This window comes from Phenylobacterium sp. (assembly GCF_030651185.1).
Classification (GTDB): domain Bacteria; phylum Pseudomonadota; class Alphaproteobacteria; order Caulobacterales; family Caulobacteraceae; genus Phenylobacterium.
The window spans coordinates 15,300-29,977 of the sequence record NZ_JAUSCJ010000031.1 but is presented as its reverse complement, the minus strand read 5'-3'; the positions used below and the strand labels follow the sequence as shown (position 1 = coordinate 29,977).

The window sequence follows — 14,678 nt, the reverse complement described above, 5'->3', positions numbered from 1 at the left end:
CCTTTGTTAAGCGCCGGCGCCCTAGTCTCTGGCCCCTGACCGCCACTGACGGAAGCCCAATCGCGATGGACGGCGCCCAGCCTGCCCAATTCCGCTCCGCCCGCCGGACCAGCGAACGCATCCACATCCTGGGGGGCGACATTGACCTGGTGCGCCCTGAAGAGGTGATGCATCACATCGGCCGGTTCATCAGCGCCGGCAAGAAGGCGATCATCGCCAACCACAACAGCCACAGCCTCTATCTGCTGAAGACGCGCCCCGAGTTGGCCAGCTTCTTCGCCAAGGCCGACCTCATCGAGATGGACTCCACCCCGGTGATCTTCTTCGCCCGGCTGCTGGGGATGCCCAGCCGCACCTTCCACCGCTGCAGCTATGTCGATTTCCGCCCGCTGTTCTGGAGCATGGTGGCGGCCAAGGGCTACCGCGTCTTCTACATCGGCGGCGCGCCCGGCGTGGTGGAGACCGCGTCCGAACGCCTGATGGCCAAGCACCCCGGCGCGGTGATCGGCGGCCGCGACGGCTATTTCGACGCCACGCCTGGCTCCGCCGGCAATACAGAGGCTCTGGGGGAGATCGCGGCTTTCAAGCCTGACATCCTGTTCGTCGGCATGGGCATGCCCCGGCAGGAACTGTGGATCGAGGCCAATCTCGAGGCCCTGCCCAACTGCGTGATCATGCCGGTTGGCGCGGCCTTCGACTACGAGGCCGACGTCCAGGTCGCCCCGCCGCCCTGGATGAGCGATGCGGGCCTGGTCTGGGCCTTCCGCCTGGCCCAGGAGCCGCGGCGGATGTTCGCCCGCTACTGTCTGGAGCCATGGGCCCTGCTGCCGCTCGCCTTCAAGGACGTCGTCGCGGCCATCGCGCGACGCCGGGCGCCGCTGCAGATCACCACCTCGGCCTGAGGGACAGGCGGCGCTCTAGGCTATTGTCCGCCGATGCCCTACCGTCGCGCCGCGCGGGGACATGGCGGAACTGGTAGACGCGCCAGACTTAAAATCTGTTGGGCATCGCCCGTCCGGGTTCGACCCCCGGTGTCCCTACCAAGGCGCGGCGGCCGGCAGTATGGCCGGTTGTGGCATGCGGGATGGCGTCAGTCGTTAACCCATGATTAAAGGGGCAATCGTCCGCCGCCTGAGGTTTGCGGGCGGAATAGCTTGGGGGAGCTGTTCGTTACGTGATGAGGCCACTTTTCTATCAGAATCCGGTCGCCCTTCATCCGGCCGCGCATGGCGCGGCGGGGCTGGCGGAGGCGTTGGATTACGGCTTTGCGCGCAAGACCAACGCCATTCCCGTCAGCCTGGCGGAGATTCCGATCGCGGCGCTCTCCTATCCCATCGCATTCACCATCGAGGGCGGCGCACGGCCCGTGGCGGTGGTGGGCCTGAGGGACGATGAGAACCTGTTCGTCGATGCCGAGGGCGCCTGGCGGCCTGGGGCATATGTCCCGGCCTATGTGCGCCGCTATCCCTTCATCCTGGCCGAGTATGGCGAGGGCGACGATCTGGGGGTCCAGCTCTGTATCGAGGACCATCCCGAGATCCTGGTGCAGGGCGCCGGACAGCCCCTGTTCGCCGATGGCGAGCCGTCGCGGCTGGTGACCTCGGCCTTCGATTTCTGCAAGTCGCTGCGCGCCGCCGACCTCGCCACCGCGCCCTTCGTCGAAGCCCTGGTGGCCTGCGGCGTGCTGGAGGGCCGGGCCGCGACCGTTCAGCTGCCCACCGGCGGCGACTTGAAGATGGCCGGCTTCGCCACCATCGACGAGGCCAAGCTGCGCGCCCTGCCTGACGAGGTCTTCCTGTTGCTGCGTCGCCAGGGCTGGATAAGCGCCATCTACGCCCAGATGCATTCGGCGATGAACTGGGCCCGGCTGGGCGACCTGCTGGTGAGCAACGACCGCTAGAACAGCCCCAGCGCCTTGAAGCTGGCCACGCCGTCGCGGCCCACCACCAGGTGATCGTGGATGGCGATGCGCAGGGCGCGGCCGGCCTCGACGATCTCGCGGGTCATCTGGACGTCGGCGCCTGAAGGCGTCGGATCGCCGCTGGGATGGTTGTGCACCAGGATCAGCGCGCTGGCCGACAGCTCCAGGGCCCGGCGCATGACTTCGCGCGGATAGACCGGCGCGTGGTCCACCGTGCCGTGGTTCATCACCTCGTCGGCGATCAGCTGGTTCTTCTTGTCCAGGAACAGCACCCGGAACTGCTCGCGCGGCTCGTGGGCGAGAGCGGTCCGCACATAGGCCGAGAGCGCGCTGGAGGACGAGATCACCGTGCGCTTCACCACCGCGGCCTTGCCCACCCGCAGCGCCGCCTCCTGCAGCAGCTTCAGGTCGAGCGCCACGGCGTCGCCCACCCCGCCCACGGTCTTCAGCTCGTCGAGGGACGCGCCCAGCACGCCGGGCAGGGATCCGAACCGGGCGATCAACGCCTTGGCCAGGGGTTTGACGTCGCCGCGCGGGATGGTGCGGAAGAGGTAGAGCTCCAGGAACTCATAGTCCGGCAGGCCGCCGAACCCGCCGGCCCGCGTGCGATCCCGCAACCGGTCGCGGTGGCCGTGGTAGTGCGGCCTGGGAGCGGATTTGGCGGAGAACAGCTCGCCGCTCCAGGCCTCCTGAAGTTCGCCACCGTCCGCCATGGAACCGCTCCGCGATGTTTGGTCGCGGCAATGTTCCTGAAACGTTCCAGTTTTGCAAGTCCAGCGAGGGACCGATCGTCACAGGTAAGCGCTCAGTAACTACGCAGGGAGATGATTTGTTAGACTTGCAGAGGTCAAGGTTGAGTCGTTCGTGGAGATCTCCAAGCGATGGCCCGCCCCCAGAAACGCGTCGAACAGGCCCACGAGGCCCTCGACATCCCGCCGGTCCCCGCCGAGGCCTGGGTTCTCGCCCCGTCGCCGGTGCGTTTGGCGGACGGGGCCTTCGATCCCGTCGACAGTCCCGCTCGCGCCCTGCAGGCGGATCTGGCCGCCAGCCTCGCGCAACACCATGACGACGGCCGCCGTTGGTCGCCGCGTCGATCTTTGGCCTTCATCACTGTGGGAAGCTTGGCCGGATGGGCTGCGCTGATCGCTGTGGCTCGGGTGATGTTCTTCTAGATCTCGGCCTCAGTCGCCCTGAACCGGCGGCTTGAACAGACCCTGCGGCGACAGGCTGAAGACCTCGTAGCCGGTCTCCGTCACCCCCACCGAATGCTCGCACTGGGCCGACAGCGACTTGTCGCGCGTCACCGCCGTCCAGCCGTCCGCCAGGACCTTCACCGGGTGCTTGCCCAGGTTCACCATGGGCTCGATGGTGAAGAACATGCCCGGCCGCAGCAGCTCGCCCGTGCCCTTGTGGCCGAAATGCAGGATGTTGGGCGCATCGTGGAACACCCTGCCCAGGCCGTGGCCGCAGAAGTCGCGCACCACCGAGCAGCGCTGAGCCTCGACATATTGTTGGATCGCAAAGCCGATGTCGCCCGTGCGGGCGCCGGGCTTCACCGCGTCCAGCCCCCGCTGCATGGCCTCATAGGTCACGTCGATCAGCCGCTTGGCGCGCGGGGCGATGGGGCCGACGCCGTACATGCGGCTGTGATCGCCATGCCAGCCGTCGACGATGACGGTGACATCGATATTGGCGATGTCGCCCTCGCGCAGGGCCCGCTCACTGGGGATCCCGTGGCAGACCACGTGGTTGACCGAGATGCAGACCGTCTTGGTGTAGCCACGATAGCCGAGGCAGGCGGGCAGGGCCTGGTGGTCGAGGATGAACTCGCGCGCCAGGCGGTCCAGCTCATCGGTGACCGCGCCGGGAACCACATGCGGGGTCAGCATGTCCAGGCACTCGGCCGCCAGCTTGCCGGCGATACGCATGCCCTCGAACCCTTCGGGACCATGGACGCGGATCTCGCCGGTGCGGGTTTCGGCCTCGAGGACGTCGTTGAGGGTCATGCTCGTTACTCCGCGACGACGGGGGCGTCGCGCCAGGGGATGCGATGGGTGATGCGAATGGCGTCCGCACCGATGTGGCAAGCATAGCACAAAACCTCAACCCCCGCCTGCGCCGCGTCGATCAGGCCTGCGGCGTATTTGGGATCGAGCTCGGCGCAGGCGGCGAAGACGTCGCAGTCGGTGCGCTGGATGACAAACAGCATCACCGCGCGGTGGCCCTGAGCCGCCATGGCCTTCAGCTCGCCCAGGTGCTTCAGCGAGCGGGCCGCCACGCAGTCGGGGAATTCGGCAAGCGTGCCCGCGCGCTTCAGGTGACTGTTCTTCACTTCTAGCCAACAGGGCGGGCGATCCGGCGCCTCCAACAGGAAATCGATCCGGCTGGCGACGCCGTAGTTCACCTCGCGCCGGATCGAGGCGTAGCCTGAGAGCTCCGGGATGAGGCCCTGGTCCAGGGCCTCGGCCACCAGGCGGTTGGGATGCATGGTGTTAATCCCCACCAGGCCGCCGTCGACCTCGACGATCTCCAGGGTGTGGGCGAGCTTGCGCTTTGGGTTGTCGGACTTGGAGATCCAGACCGGGAAGCCGGGTGTGTTCAGCCCCAGCATCGCGCCGGGATTGGGGCAGTGGGTGGTGAGCTCCGTCCCGTCCTCCAGCACCACGTCGGCGAAGAAGCGCTTGTAGCGGCTGACCAGGCGGCCACGAACGAGCGGTTGGTCGAAGTCCATGGGCGGGGCGCGTCCGATCAGCTATGCGGAAGCCTGATCTAGGTGAGGAGCGCAGCGATGGGTAGTCCGGCGGGCAAGGAAGGTCAGGCGGTGACCGCCGCGGTGCTGATCATCGGTGACGAGATCCTCTCGGGCCGCACCCAGGACACCAACCTGCGTGACATCGCGCTCTATCTCGGCGTCCACGGCGTGGACCTGATGGAGGCGCGCACGGTTTCCGACGTGCATGAGGACATCATCGCGGCCCTCGACGCCCTGCGCACTCGCTACGACTACGTCATCACCACCGGCGGCATCGGCCCCACCCACGACGACATCACCGCCGACGCGGTGGCCGCGGCCTTCGGCTTCGAGCTCTACGAACACCCCGACATCATCGCCATGATGACCGCTCGCTGGGGCGCCGAACCCAACGCTGCGCGCCGGCGGATGGCGCGGGTTCCGGTGGGCGGCGACCTGGTGAAGAACCCGGTCCAGGGCCCGCCTGGCTTCACCATCGGCAATGTCTTCGTCCTGGCCGGCGTGCCGCAGATCATGCGCGGCATGCTGGAGGACGTGGGGCATCGGCTGAAGGGCGGCGCGGTGGTGCTGAGCCGGACGGTGCGGGTCGAGGGTTCAGGGGAGGGCGTGATCGCAGCCCCGCTGGAGGCGGTGGCCAAGGCGCATCCGGGCATGAGCCTGGGGAGTTATCCGTTCTACGGGGACGGCGGCTATGGCTCAAACTTGGTGCTGCGTGGGCGGGACGCGGTGGAACTGGAGGCGACGGTGGCGGAGTTGATTGCGGCGTTGCTGGCCGCCGGAGTGGCGAATGTGGCGGAGCTAACCGTCCCGGCGTGACCGAGTTGGGGCCAACCGATCCGTTGCGCGTCCCAGTTTGGCGCAATTTCTCAACCAAAGCGTGAAGCTCGACCCGAGGCGGCCCGGATTCCGAGACGTTCCCACTGAGCGCGATCACTGTGGGCATGGCCGCGATCGTCTGCCGGGACACCGTCATGGACCTTTCTGAACAACCCCATTAAAGCAACCACGCCCCGCTCAGCGGGCCTTGCGGCCACATGCTCGTTCGCTCGTCAGGCGAACGGCCGGGCAATTTTAGGTCTGATTGTCACTGAACTTCGCGAAACCTTCTGATATGGCGCCTAAATTGCGGTGGGTGCTGCAAATCGTTGCCACGGCCGGCCGGCCTTTGTAGGTTGCAACCAGGGCTTGATGGCGGGCTGCATGACTTCCTTGACGCAAATCACGCACTCAGACGCACGCGTCGAAGTCGCGCCGCCGGCGGGTGCGGAGCTTGTCGCCTATTTGCGGGCCCGACCTCTCGCGGAGCGTTCAGAACCCGTCTTGAAGTCATCCGTAGCGCCCCTCGGCCTCTATCCCGCCAAACGGATCATCGATGTCTGCGTGGCCGGCGCGGCTCTTGTGGCCCTTGCGCCGCTGATGATCGGGCTCTGGCTTCTCGTCCTGCTGTTCAATGGCGGACCGGGCCTGTTCTGGTCGGAGCGTATCGGCCGCCATGGGCGCACCTTCTGGATGCCCAAGTACCGCACCATGGACGCCAACGCGCCCCTGTCGCCGCGAGAGACCCTGCAGGGTGCGAACGGTCACATCACACCTCTGGGCGCCTTTCTGCGCAGGTCGAGCCTGGATGAACTGCCGCAACTGTTCTGCGTGTTCGTCGGTCAGATGAGCCTCATCGGTCCGCGCCCGCTGCTGCCCGATGATCCCGCGATCTTCGAGCGCCACAGTTTCCCGCACGCCATGCTCGCGCGGCCGGGTCTGAGCGGACTCGCCCAGGTCGTGGGACGCAATGAGGTGACGCCGCGCCGCAAGGCGCGTCTCGACGCCCTCTATGCGCGGACAGTATCGCTGAGGGTGGATTTGTTCATCTTCTGGCGTACGGCGATGATCGTGCTGTCGGGACGCGGTCAGATCTAAATTCGAGGCTGTAGGGCTCTAACTTCGTTCAGCCTTCACTTTGTCTTGCCCTCGAGCGCTGAAATTTGGATACGACCTATTAGCCGCTGAGCGGATACCGTTTTCGGTAATCCGAGGTCATGCGCGCAAGTTCAAACCTGCGCGATACTCGGCGCAAGTAAACCAAGGAGCGTGATGCGTGGCTAAAACTGGGGCAGGCAAGGTCGCTCTCATTACTGGGGCGACAGGGCAGGACGGCGCCTATCTCTCAGAATTGCTGCTAGCCGAGGGCTATGTGGTGCATGGCGTCAAACGCCGCTCGTCATCGTTCAACACCGGCCGGATCGAGCATCTCTACCAGGACCCGCACGAAACCGATCAGCGGTTCATCCTTCACTATGGCGACCTGACTGACAGCACCAATCTGATCCGCATCGTCCAGCAGGTGCAGCCCGACGAGATCTACAATCTGGCCGCCCAGTCGCATGTGGCGGTCAGCTTCGAGACCCCGGAATATACCGCCAACGCCGATGCGGTTGGCGCGCTGCGCTTGCTGGAGGCCATCCGTATCCTCGGCCTGGAAAAGAAGAGCCGTTACTATCAGGCCTCCACCTCCGAGCTCTATGGCAAGGCTCAGGAGGTCCCGCAAAGCGAGACCACCCCCTTCTACCCCCGCAGCCCCTATGCCGTGGCCAAGCTCTACGCCTACTGGATGGTGGTGAACTATCGCGAGGCCTACGGCCTTCACGCCTCGAACGGCATCCTGTTTAATCATGAAAGCCCGTTGCGCGGCGAAACCTTCGTGACACGGAAGATCACGCGTGCGGTGTCGGGCATCAAGCTGGGCTTCCAGGACCGGCTCTATCTCGGGAACATGGACGCCAAACGCGACTGGGGCCATGCGCGGGAATATGTCCGCGGCATGTGGCTGATGCTGCAGCAGGACGAGCCCGACGACTATGTCCTTGCCACGGGCGAGACCACGACGGTTCGAGATTTCGTCACCCATGCCTTCGCGCAGGTGGATATCAAGCTCGACTGGCGCGGCGCGGGCCTCGCCGAGCAGGGCGTCTGCGCCGAGAGCGGCCGCGTTCTGGTGGAGGTCGATCCCCGCTACTTCCGACCCACCGAGGTCGACATCCTGCTGGGTGACGCCTCCAAGGCCAAGGCCAAGCTGGGCTGGAGCCACGACACCCCCTGGCAGGCGCTGTGCGAAGAAATGGTCCGCGAAGACCTGATCGTGGTGGCCCGGGAGCAGCGCCGTCATGGCGAATGAGGTGATCTACCCCCTGGCCGGCAAGCGGGTCTGGGTGGCCGGTCACCGCGGCATGGTCGGGGCGGCCATCGTTCGCCGCCTGGCGGCCGAGGACTGCGAGGTTCTCACCTGCGGCCGCGACGAGGTGGATCTGCGGCAGCAGGCCGAGACCTCGGCCTGGATCGCCAAGGCCAAGCCTGACGCCATCTTCCTGGCCGCGGCGAAGGTGGGTGGCATCGGGGCCAATGCGGCCTATCCGGCCGACTTCCTGTTCGACAACCTGATGATCGAGGCCAATGTCATCGAGGCCGCGCACCGGGAAGGGGTGGGCAAGCTGCTGTTCCTTGGGTCGAGCTGTATCTATCCCAAGATGGCGCCCCAGCCGATCACAGAGGACGCCCTGCTGACCGGGCCCCTGGAGCCCACCAACGAATGGTATGCGATCGCCAAGATCGCAGGCCTGAAGCTGGCCCTGGCCTATCGCCAGCAGCACGGCGACGACTTCATCTCGGCCATGCCCACCAATCTCTACGGCCCGGGCGACAATTTCGACCTGGAGAACAGTCATGTTCTGCCGGCCCTGATCCGCAAGGCCCACGAGGCCAAGGTGCGCGGGGCCGTATCGTTCGGTGTCTGGGGCACAGGAACACCCCGGCGGGAGTTCCTGCACGTCGATGACTGCGCCGACGCGCTGGTCCATCTGATGACCAGCTATTCTGGCGACCAACATGTGAACGTCGGATATGGCGACGACATCGCGATCGCCGATTTGGCGCAGCTGGTGGCCGACGCCGTGGGGTTCAAGGGCGACATCGCCTGGGACCGATCGAAGCCGGACGGCACGCCGCGCAAGCTGATGGACGCCAGCAAGCTCGCCGCGCTCGGCTGGACGCCCCGGATCGACCTGAAGCAGGGCGTCGAGGACGTCTACACCTGGTTCCTGGCGCATCAGGCCTAGGGTGGGAGAGCCTTCGACCCGAGGCCGGCGGGTGGTGTTCGTGAACCGCTTCTATGCGCCGGACATGTCGGCCACCAGCCAGATCCTGACCCGGCTCGCCGAGCACCTGGCGACCCTCGGCTGGAAGGTGAGCGTCATCACCAGCCGCCAGCTCTATGGCGCGACCGGAACGCTGCCCGCGCGCGAGACCATCGCCGGGGTCGAGGTCCGCCGCGTACTGACCACGCGGTTCGGCAATGCCGGCCTGGCCGGGCGGGCGCTGGACTATCTCTCTTTCTACCTGACCGCCTTCCTGGCCCTGCTGACCACTCTGAAGCGGGGCGACGTCGTGGTGGCCAAGACCGACCCGCCTTTGATCTCGGTCTTCGCCGGCTGGGCGGCGGCCTTGAAAGGCGCTCGCCTCGTCAACTGGCTGCAGGATCTCTATCCGGAGATCGCCGTGGCCTATGGGGTCCGCGCCGCCCGCGGTCCGCTCGGCGCCATCCTGAAGTCTCTGCGCAACACCTCCCTGCGCGGCGCGAGCGTCAATGTGGTGATCTGCGAGGACATGGCCAGGATCGTGACGCCCCTGGCCGGGACCTCGCGGGTCGAGGTGGTGCACAATTGGAGCGACGACACGATTGTTCGACCCGTGGCGCCGCAGGACAATCCCCTGGTGGCGGCCTGGGGCCTGCAGGACCGCTTCGTAGTAGGTTATTCCGGCAACCTGGGGCGCGCCCACGACTGGCGCACCATCGTCGCCGCAGCGGATCATCTGCGAGATCGGTCCGACGTCCTGTTCCTGATGATCGGCGGCGGCGCGGGGCAGGGGCCCTTGCGCGCCGAGGTCGAGAGGCTGGGTCTGCAGGCGAGCTTCCGGTTTGAGCCCTACCAGCCCCACGCCTTGCTGGCCTGCTCCCTCAGCCTGCCCCAGGTGCACCTGGTGTCGCTGCTGCCGGAGTTTCGCGGCCTGATGTTCCCCTCCAAGGTGTTCGGCATCGCCGCGGCCGGCCGCGGCATGATCGCCATCGTCGACCAGCCCTCCGACCTGGCCGATCTGGTGCTGGCCCACGGCAGCGGCGAGGCGACCCCGGTGGGGGACGGCGAGGCCCTGGCCTCGGTGATCCTCCGCATGGCCGATGAGGCGGGGGCGGCCACGGACCTGGGGCGGCGATCGCTGGCCATGCTGGAGGCGGGCTTCGCCTGCGAGCAGACCCTGAGGCGATGGGGCGAGGTTCTCGATAAGGCCTGAGGCGGGCGGCCCGTGACTTGCAGTCCTCAGGTCCGCCGGGTCGCGGGCCCGGAGGCCGGTTGACCTCCATCCCGCATTGCAGCAAGACTCAGCAGGTGGAAGGTTCGAGCCGATGATCGAGGATGGCCGCCGCTGGTACCCGGTACAGACCCAGCCGAAGCGCGAAGCCTACGCGGTCCAGCAGCTGAACAACCAGGGCTATGAGGTGTTCTTCCCCAGGCGCCTGATCACGGTGCGCCATGCCCGCCGGGTGCTGGAGCGGGAGGCGAGCTACTTTCCCGGCTACATCTTCGTATCGCTGGACCTGACGCGGGAGCCCTGGACCCGGGTCAACAACACCTTCGGCGTCCGCTCCCTGGTGATGGTCGGCGCGAGACCCGCCGCCGTGCCCACCTCCTTCGTCGAGATCCTGCGCGGCCACCTCGATCAGGACGGTCGACTTCCGCCGCTGGCGCCGTTTCAGGTGGGGGAGCGCGTCAGTATAGTTAATGGTCCGTTAGTTGATCTGGTGGGAACCATTGACCGTCTCGACAGCGGAAACCGGGTTCGCCTGCTGCTAGAACTGGCCACCGGGGTGCTTCCTGTATTCACCGATACGAAGAACCTGTCCTCAATTCCGCAGAATTGACTTAAGGTCTTCACACTTGCTGGGCTACAGATCTGGTGTCTGAGACAAGGCCTGCGCCCGCGGTGTTTTCACCCTGGGTGCGGTAGCCGTGGGGCGGCAGGCTGGCGCGGCTTGGCGCGACAGTCGGGGTTATCGGGCGTGGGGGAGGAAAGGCAATACAGGTTGTAAGAACTTCAGACCGGAATGAGCACCTAGACATGCTCCGCGGAGTCTGCGCGCTTTTAGTCGTGTTGAACCATATTCGCGCGTTTGTTTTTGTGGACTTTCATGAATGTATCCAGCCTGGAATTGCAGTCTACGCATTCTATTTTCTTACAAGCTTAGGACATCAAGCTGTTATCGCATTTTTTGCACTCAGTGGGTATTTGGTTGGTGGGCGGGCATTTCAGTCGATGATCGATGGAAAATGGTCATCTATAGACTACGCCATAGCACGCCTCTCGCGCTTGTGGACCGTGGTTCTTCCAGCGCTTATCATAACGTTTGTCTTGGATAAGGCTGGCGCGACGTTAGGCGGTGGTGCCGCTTACGCAGGTAAGTACGGAGTTGCTTTGGCGAGTGGACCGCTCCTTGCTGCGCCGGCCGACCATTCTATTGCCACGCTATTGGCAAATCTACTGTTTCTACAGACAATCACGGCGCCTGTGTACGGGAGCAATGGCCCACTATGGAGCCTCGCTAACGAGTTTTGGTACTATGTACTGTTCCCAATTGCGGCATCCACAGTCTTGTTGAGAAAATCGCTTCTATACAATATTATTGCAGTAATTGTGGTTTGTGTATTATTATCATCCCTCCCGGCAGAATTATTGATGCTCGGATCCATCTGGTGCGGAGCCGCCGCGATAGCAGTTGTCTCTCGTACCGAAAAATTTCGAAAAACAATTGCAAGTTCGATGTACATGACGATCGCCACCATCGCGACGGTCGTTTGTATAATCGTGGGCTCAAGAAATTCAGCCATTTGGATATCAATTATTGCGGGCCTCGCCTGGTCCTTTCTTTTGCCCGCACTTGCGGTTCGTCGCAGTAAAAGCAACGCCTATCGACAGGTTGCATTTGGCCTCTCTGAGATCTCGTACACAATGTATGCAACGCACTTTCCCATATTAGCTTTTCTATATTTTGTGTTGATTGCCCCTACGCAATTTCAACCCAATCTAGAAGGATTTCTCATCGTTCTCGTTCTAACATTGGTAACGCTGGCCTCATCAAGTGTTCTTTGGTGGTCGTTTGAGCGAAATTCAACAACGATCAGGATCGCCATATCATCTCTGCTTCATCGAAAATGATGAAAAAGCATTCCGACCATGACGTCCAAGAATCCAGGTCGATAAAAGTGCAGCGAGCACTGAATTCGTTCGCCATGGCTATTGCATGATTTCCTATGTGGCCGCCGCTTTAGCCCTTCGTTCCGGGCAGGGAGCGCGCTGATGGCGCGCCCTTCGATATTCGCGCATGGAACCCGGCGCGATCTGCTTGACAACGACCATCTGTCGCTCGATCTCGGCACGCGGAGTGTGGGGGGCGCTCTGTTTGCGTTCGGCGGCCAAGGTGCCGGGATCCTAATCCAACTCGCAAACGTCTATGTGCTTGCCCGCCTGCTAGTGCCCGACGATTACGGGATTTACGCCCTGGCGATGATCATTGTCGGCTTCACAGGAATCTTCACGGACTTCGGCTTGTCGGTCGCGGCGATCCAGATGGAGAAGCTTGACCAGAATGTCGCCAGCGGCCTTTTCTTCATGAACGTGGCGTTAGGCACCGGGGCCATGATCGTCTGCCTGATAGGCGCGCCAATTTTCGGCTGGTATTTCGACCAGCCCGCGGTGTTCTGGGCGATTGTGGCGTTGGCGATCGCCATCCCATTTTCGGCCGCGACAGTGCAGTACAACGCACTGCTATCGCGCGGCATGCGCTGGCGCGAAATCCAAATTGTATTGATTGTCTCACAATTAGCCGGCTTCGCCAGTGGAGCGGTGAGCGCCCGATACGGCGCTGGCTATATGTCGCTTGTGATCGCGGCTAACGTCCAGATTCTAGTCAAGCTCGTACTGGCTGTGTGGCTGTCACATTGGCGGCCAAGCTTGGTGACCAACTGGAACGCGTGCTGGGGAGCGGTGCGTTTCGGGGCGTACTATACGGGCTTCACACTATGCAACTTCCTACACAAGCAGGCCGACGTATTCCTGATAGGAAATTACTGGGGCGTCCGTGAGACCGGCTACTACAACCGCGCCTATCAACTGATGGCCTTGCCGCTAAACGCCGTCAGCGGTCCGCTCGGAAGCGTGTTCCTGCCTGCCCTGAGTCGGTTGCAGGGCGATCCGCCGCGCTGGGGCCGGGCCTTTGTACGCGCGACTTTGATGACGTCATTGCTGGGCTGCGCCGCCGCTGCCGCCCTATTTGCTTCGGCTGATCCGATCATTCGTATTGTATTGGGGCCCGGGTGGGACGAGACGGGCCGGCTCTTCGCCTGGCTATCACTATCTATGATCGTCACCTTCCCCATGGGAGCCGCCAGCTGGGCATTCACCTCACTTGGGCGAACGAAGGCATTCTTTCATTGGGGCCTATTGTCGACCGGCGCGCTGGTAATCGCCTTTGCAGCCGCAGCGCCATTCGGTGCTGTGAGGGTAGCTCAAGCCTACTCAGGTATGGTCTTCCTTCTCACCCCGGTCTGCTTTGTGATGGCTCTGAAAGGATCGGGGCTGAAGGCGTTCACCGTACTTGGCGAACTGATGCCGGTCTGGCTTGCCGCAGTGTTAGCGGGAGTTATCGGCCGAGCAATACTGGTTTCTACTCCATGGCTGATCTTCGATGTTACGCTTCGCACCATCGTGACGCTTGGATGCTACGCGATCGTCCTCGCTCCTTTCTTTTTTTGGCGCCAAAGCTACCGCCAGCTCCGTGAGGAAGCATGGGGCCTGACCCGTAGGTTGTCGCGGTTGTGACCACTGAGGGCCGCACTCGGATGGTTCAGCTGGACGGGCTGCGTGGTATCGCGGTGACGTTGGTTTTATTCCACCACTGGACTAGTTGGGGATTCAATGCGGGCCTCGGAAACTTAGGTGTGCAACTCTTCTTCGTAATCAGCGGCTTTCTCATTACTGGCATCCTGCTCGATGAACGGGTGAGGTTGTCGGAGGGGCAACAAAGGCTGGGAAGGGCGCTCAAGAATTTCCATTTCAATCGTGTCGCGCGGCTCTGGCCGATCTATTTCTTGACATTGGCGGCCGTCGCGCTGGCGGGCACTCGATTTGCTCCACCTCAGGACCTCTTTTGGCATGCGCTATTTGCGTCGAACTTTCTCTTCCTGACTAAAGGCGAATTCGGAGGCGACCTGTCTCATTTTTGGACGCTGGCGGTTGAGCAGCAATTCTATCTGTTTTGGCCACTGGTAGTTCTATTCGTTCCTCCGCGCCGGCTCGAACCGATAACCGTGCTGCTGGTACTGCTCGCGCCGCTTCTGCGTTGGGCGCTCTACCTCTCTGGACTGCACAATTTCGCGGAGTTCAACACGCTGCCGTTCGCCAACACCGATTCGCTGTGCATGGGTGCGCTGATCGCACAATGGCACCGTTTCGACCCCAACTCTGCAGAAGTTCGTTACAAATTGCTGTCAGGGGCAGCAGTCGCTGCGGCTGTAATCTTGGTGTTGATCCGTGCCACGGGCCCGTCGTTGGAAATCTTCGAACAGACCCTATACGCTGTGGCATTCGCGTGGATCGTCATGGGCGCATCTACGGGGATCAGGGGATTGGCTGGGCGCGTCCTGTCGTTCCCACCACTTCTGTGGATCGGGCTCGTGAGCTACGGGATCTATATCTACCACATGTTCATGCCGCGCGTTGTTGGCTCCGCGCTGCGTACATTCGCCGCGCCAGATGCTGTACAAAATGGCCCGATATTCTTTATACTGTGCGCGATCTCCACAATCATTCTGGCAACGATGTCATGGATGATGGTAGAAAAGCCCGTTATTAACTGGAGGCGCTCGTTGCGACTGCGGCGCAGCGCCCGTACCTCCTAATCAATTG

General features: G+C 63.3%; 15 protein-coding genes and 1 tRNA gene. 13 read left to right on the top strand and 3 right to left on the bottom strand.

The genetic code is table 11. The features are described from left to right. Positions 1–65: 65 nt before the first annotated feature. From Q7J39_RS15050 to Q7J39_RS15040, 3 genes are all read left to right on the top strand, one after another. Positions 66–902, top strand: a complete 837-nt coding sequence (locus tag Q7J39_RS15050; protein ID WP_304826738.1) for a WecB/TagA/CpsF family glycosyltransferase — start codon at positions 66–68, stop codon at positions 900–902. A 55-nt stretch (positions 903–957) separates the two neighbouring features. Beyond that, a tRNA-Leu gene (locus tag Q7J39_RS15045) sits at positions 958–1,043 on the top strand. A 134-nt stretch (positions 1,044–1,177) separates the two neighbouring features. Further along, positions 1,178–1,900, top strand: a complete 723-nt coding sequence (locus tag Q7J39_RS15040) for a SapC family protein (protein WP_304827158.1) — start codon at positions 1,178–1,180, stop codon at positions 1,898–1,900. On the opposite strand, the gene radC is transcribed toward Q7J39_RS15040, so the two are convergent. Beyond that, positions 1,897–2,634: a DNA repair protein RadC gene (radC, locus tag Q7J39_RS15035; protein ID WP_304826735.1), complete on the bottom strand. Its 738-nt coding sequence runs from the start codon at positions 2,632–2,634 to the stop codon at positions 1,897–1,899. The two genes, Q7J39_RS15040 and radC, sit on opposite strands and share 4 nt — an antisense overlap. A gap of 168 nt (positions 2,635–2,802) precedes the next feature. Here radC and Q7J39_RS15030 point away from each other — a divergent pair, with 168 nt between their 5' ends. Then, positions 2,803–3,093, top strand: a complete 291-nt coding sequence (locus Q7J39_RS15030; RefSeq protein ID WP_304826732.1) for a hypothetical protein — start codon at positions 2,803–2,805, stop codon at positions 3,091–3,093. Between the two features lie 9 nt (positions 3,094–3,102). Here the strand turns inward: Q7J39_RS15030 and map are convergent, their stop codons facing one another. Then, positions 3,103–3,927 carry a type I methionyl aminopeptidase gene (gene map / locus Q7J39_RS15025; RefSeq protein WP_304826729.1) on the bottom strand — a complete coding sequence of 275 codons (825 nt, stop codon included), beginning with the start codon at positions 3,925–3,927 and terminating at the stop codon, positions 3,103–3,105. Between the two features lie 5 nt (positions 3,928–3,932). Next, complete coding sequence (gene sfsA / locus Q7J39_RS15020) at positions 3,933–4,652, bottom strand: DNA/RNA nuclease SfsA (protein WP_304826726.1); 720 nt, start codon at positions 4,650–4,652, stop codon at positions 3,933–3,935. Positions 4,653–4,709: 57 nt separating this feature from the next. Here sfsA and Q7J39_RS15015 point away from each other — a divergent pair, with 57 nt between their 5' ends. The 9 genes from Q7J39_RS15015 to Q7J39_RS14975 all read left to right on the top strand — a co-directional run bounded on the left by Q7J39_RS15015 (position 4,710) and on the right by Q7J39_RS14975 (position 14,671). Then, a complete protein-coding gene (locus tag Q7J39_RS15015; protein WP_304826723.1) occupies positions 4,710–5,489 on the top strand; it encodes a molybdopterin-binding protein in 780 nt (259 codons plus the stop codon). Between the two features lie 504 nt (positions 5,490–5,993). Further along, the gene (locus Q7J39_RS15010; protein ID WP_304826720.1) at positions 5,994–6,587 is read left to right on the top strand and encodes a sugar transferase; all 594 of its coding nucleotides are present in this window, start codon (positions 5,994–5,996) and stop codon (positions 6,585–6,587) included. 178 nt (positions 6,588–6,765) lie between these two features. Further along, positions 6,766–7,842 (top strand): GDP-mannose 4,6-dehydratase, encoded by a 1,077-nt coding sequence (gmd, locus tag Q7J39_RS15005; protein ID WP_304826717.1) that lies wholly within the window; start codon positions 6,766–6,768, stop codon positions 7,840–7,842. Next, complete coding sequence (locus tag Q7J39_RS15000) at positions 7,832–8,779, top strand: GDP-L-fucose synthase (protein WP_304826714.1); 948 nt, start codon at positions 7,832–7,834, stop codon at positions 8,777–8,779. Before gmd ends, Q7J39_RS15000 begins: the two co-directional genes overlap by 11 nt. A 40-nt stretch (positions 8,780–8,819) precedes the next feature. Further along, positions 8,820–10,010, top strand: coding sequence for a glycosyltransferase family 4 protein (locus Q7J39_RS14995; RefSeq protein WP_304826711.1), 1,191 nt, complete (start codon positions 8,820–8,822; stop codon positions 10,008–10,010). Positions 10,011–10,122: 112 nt separating this feature from the next. Next, entirely contained in the window at positions 10,123–10,638 is a 516-nt protein-coding gene (locus Q7J39_RS14990; RefSeq protein WP_304826708.1) for a transcription termination/antitermination protein NusG, read from the top strand. Between the two features lie 197 nt (positions 10,639–10,835). Continuing rightward, a complete protein-coding gene (locus Q7J39_RS14985) occupies positions 10,836–11,930 on the top strand; it encodes an acyltransferase (RefSeq protein WP_304826706.1) in 1,095 nt (364 codons plus the stop codon). Between the two features lie 141 nt (positions 11,931–12,071). Beyond that, a complete protein-coding gene (locus tag Q7J39_RS14980; RefSeq protein ID WP_304826703.1) occupies positions 12,072–13,592 on the top strand; it encodes a lipopolysaccharide biosynthesis protein in 1,521 nt (506 codons plus the stop codon). Positions 13,593–13,612: 20 nt separating this feature from the next. After that, positions 13,613–14,671 (top strand): acyltransferase, encoded by a 1,059-nt coding sequence (locus Q7J39_RS14975; protein WP_304826700.1) that lies wholly within the window; start codon positions 13,613–13,615, stop codon positions 14,669–14,671. Positions 14,672–14,678: the final 7 nt, after the last annotated feature.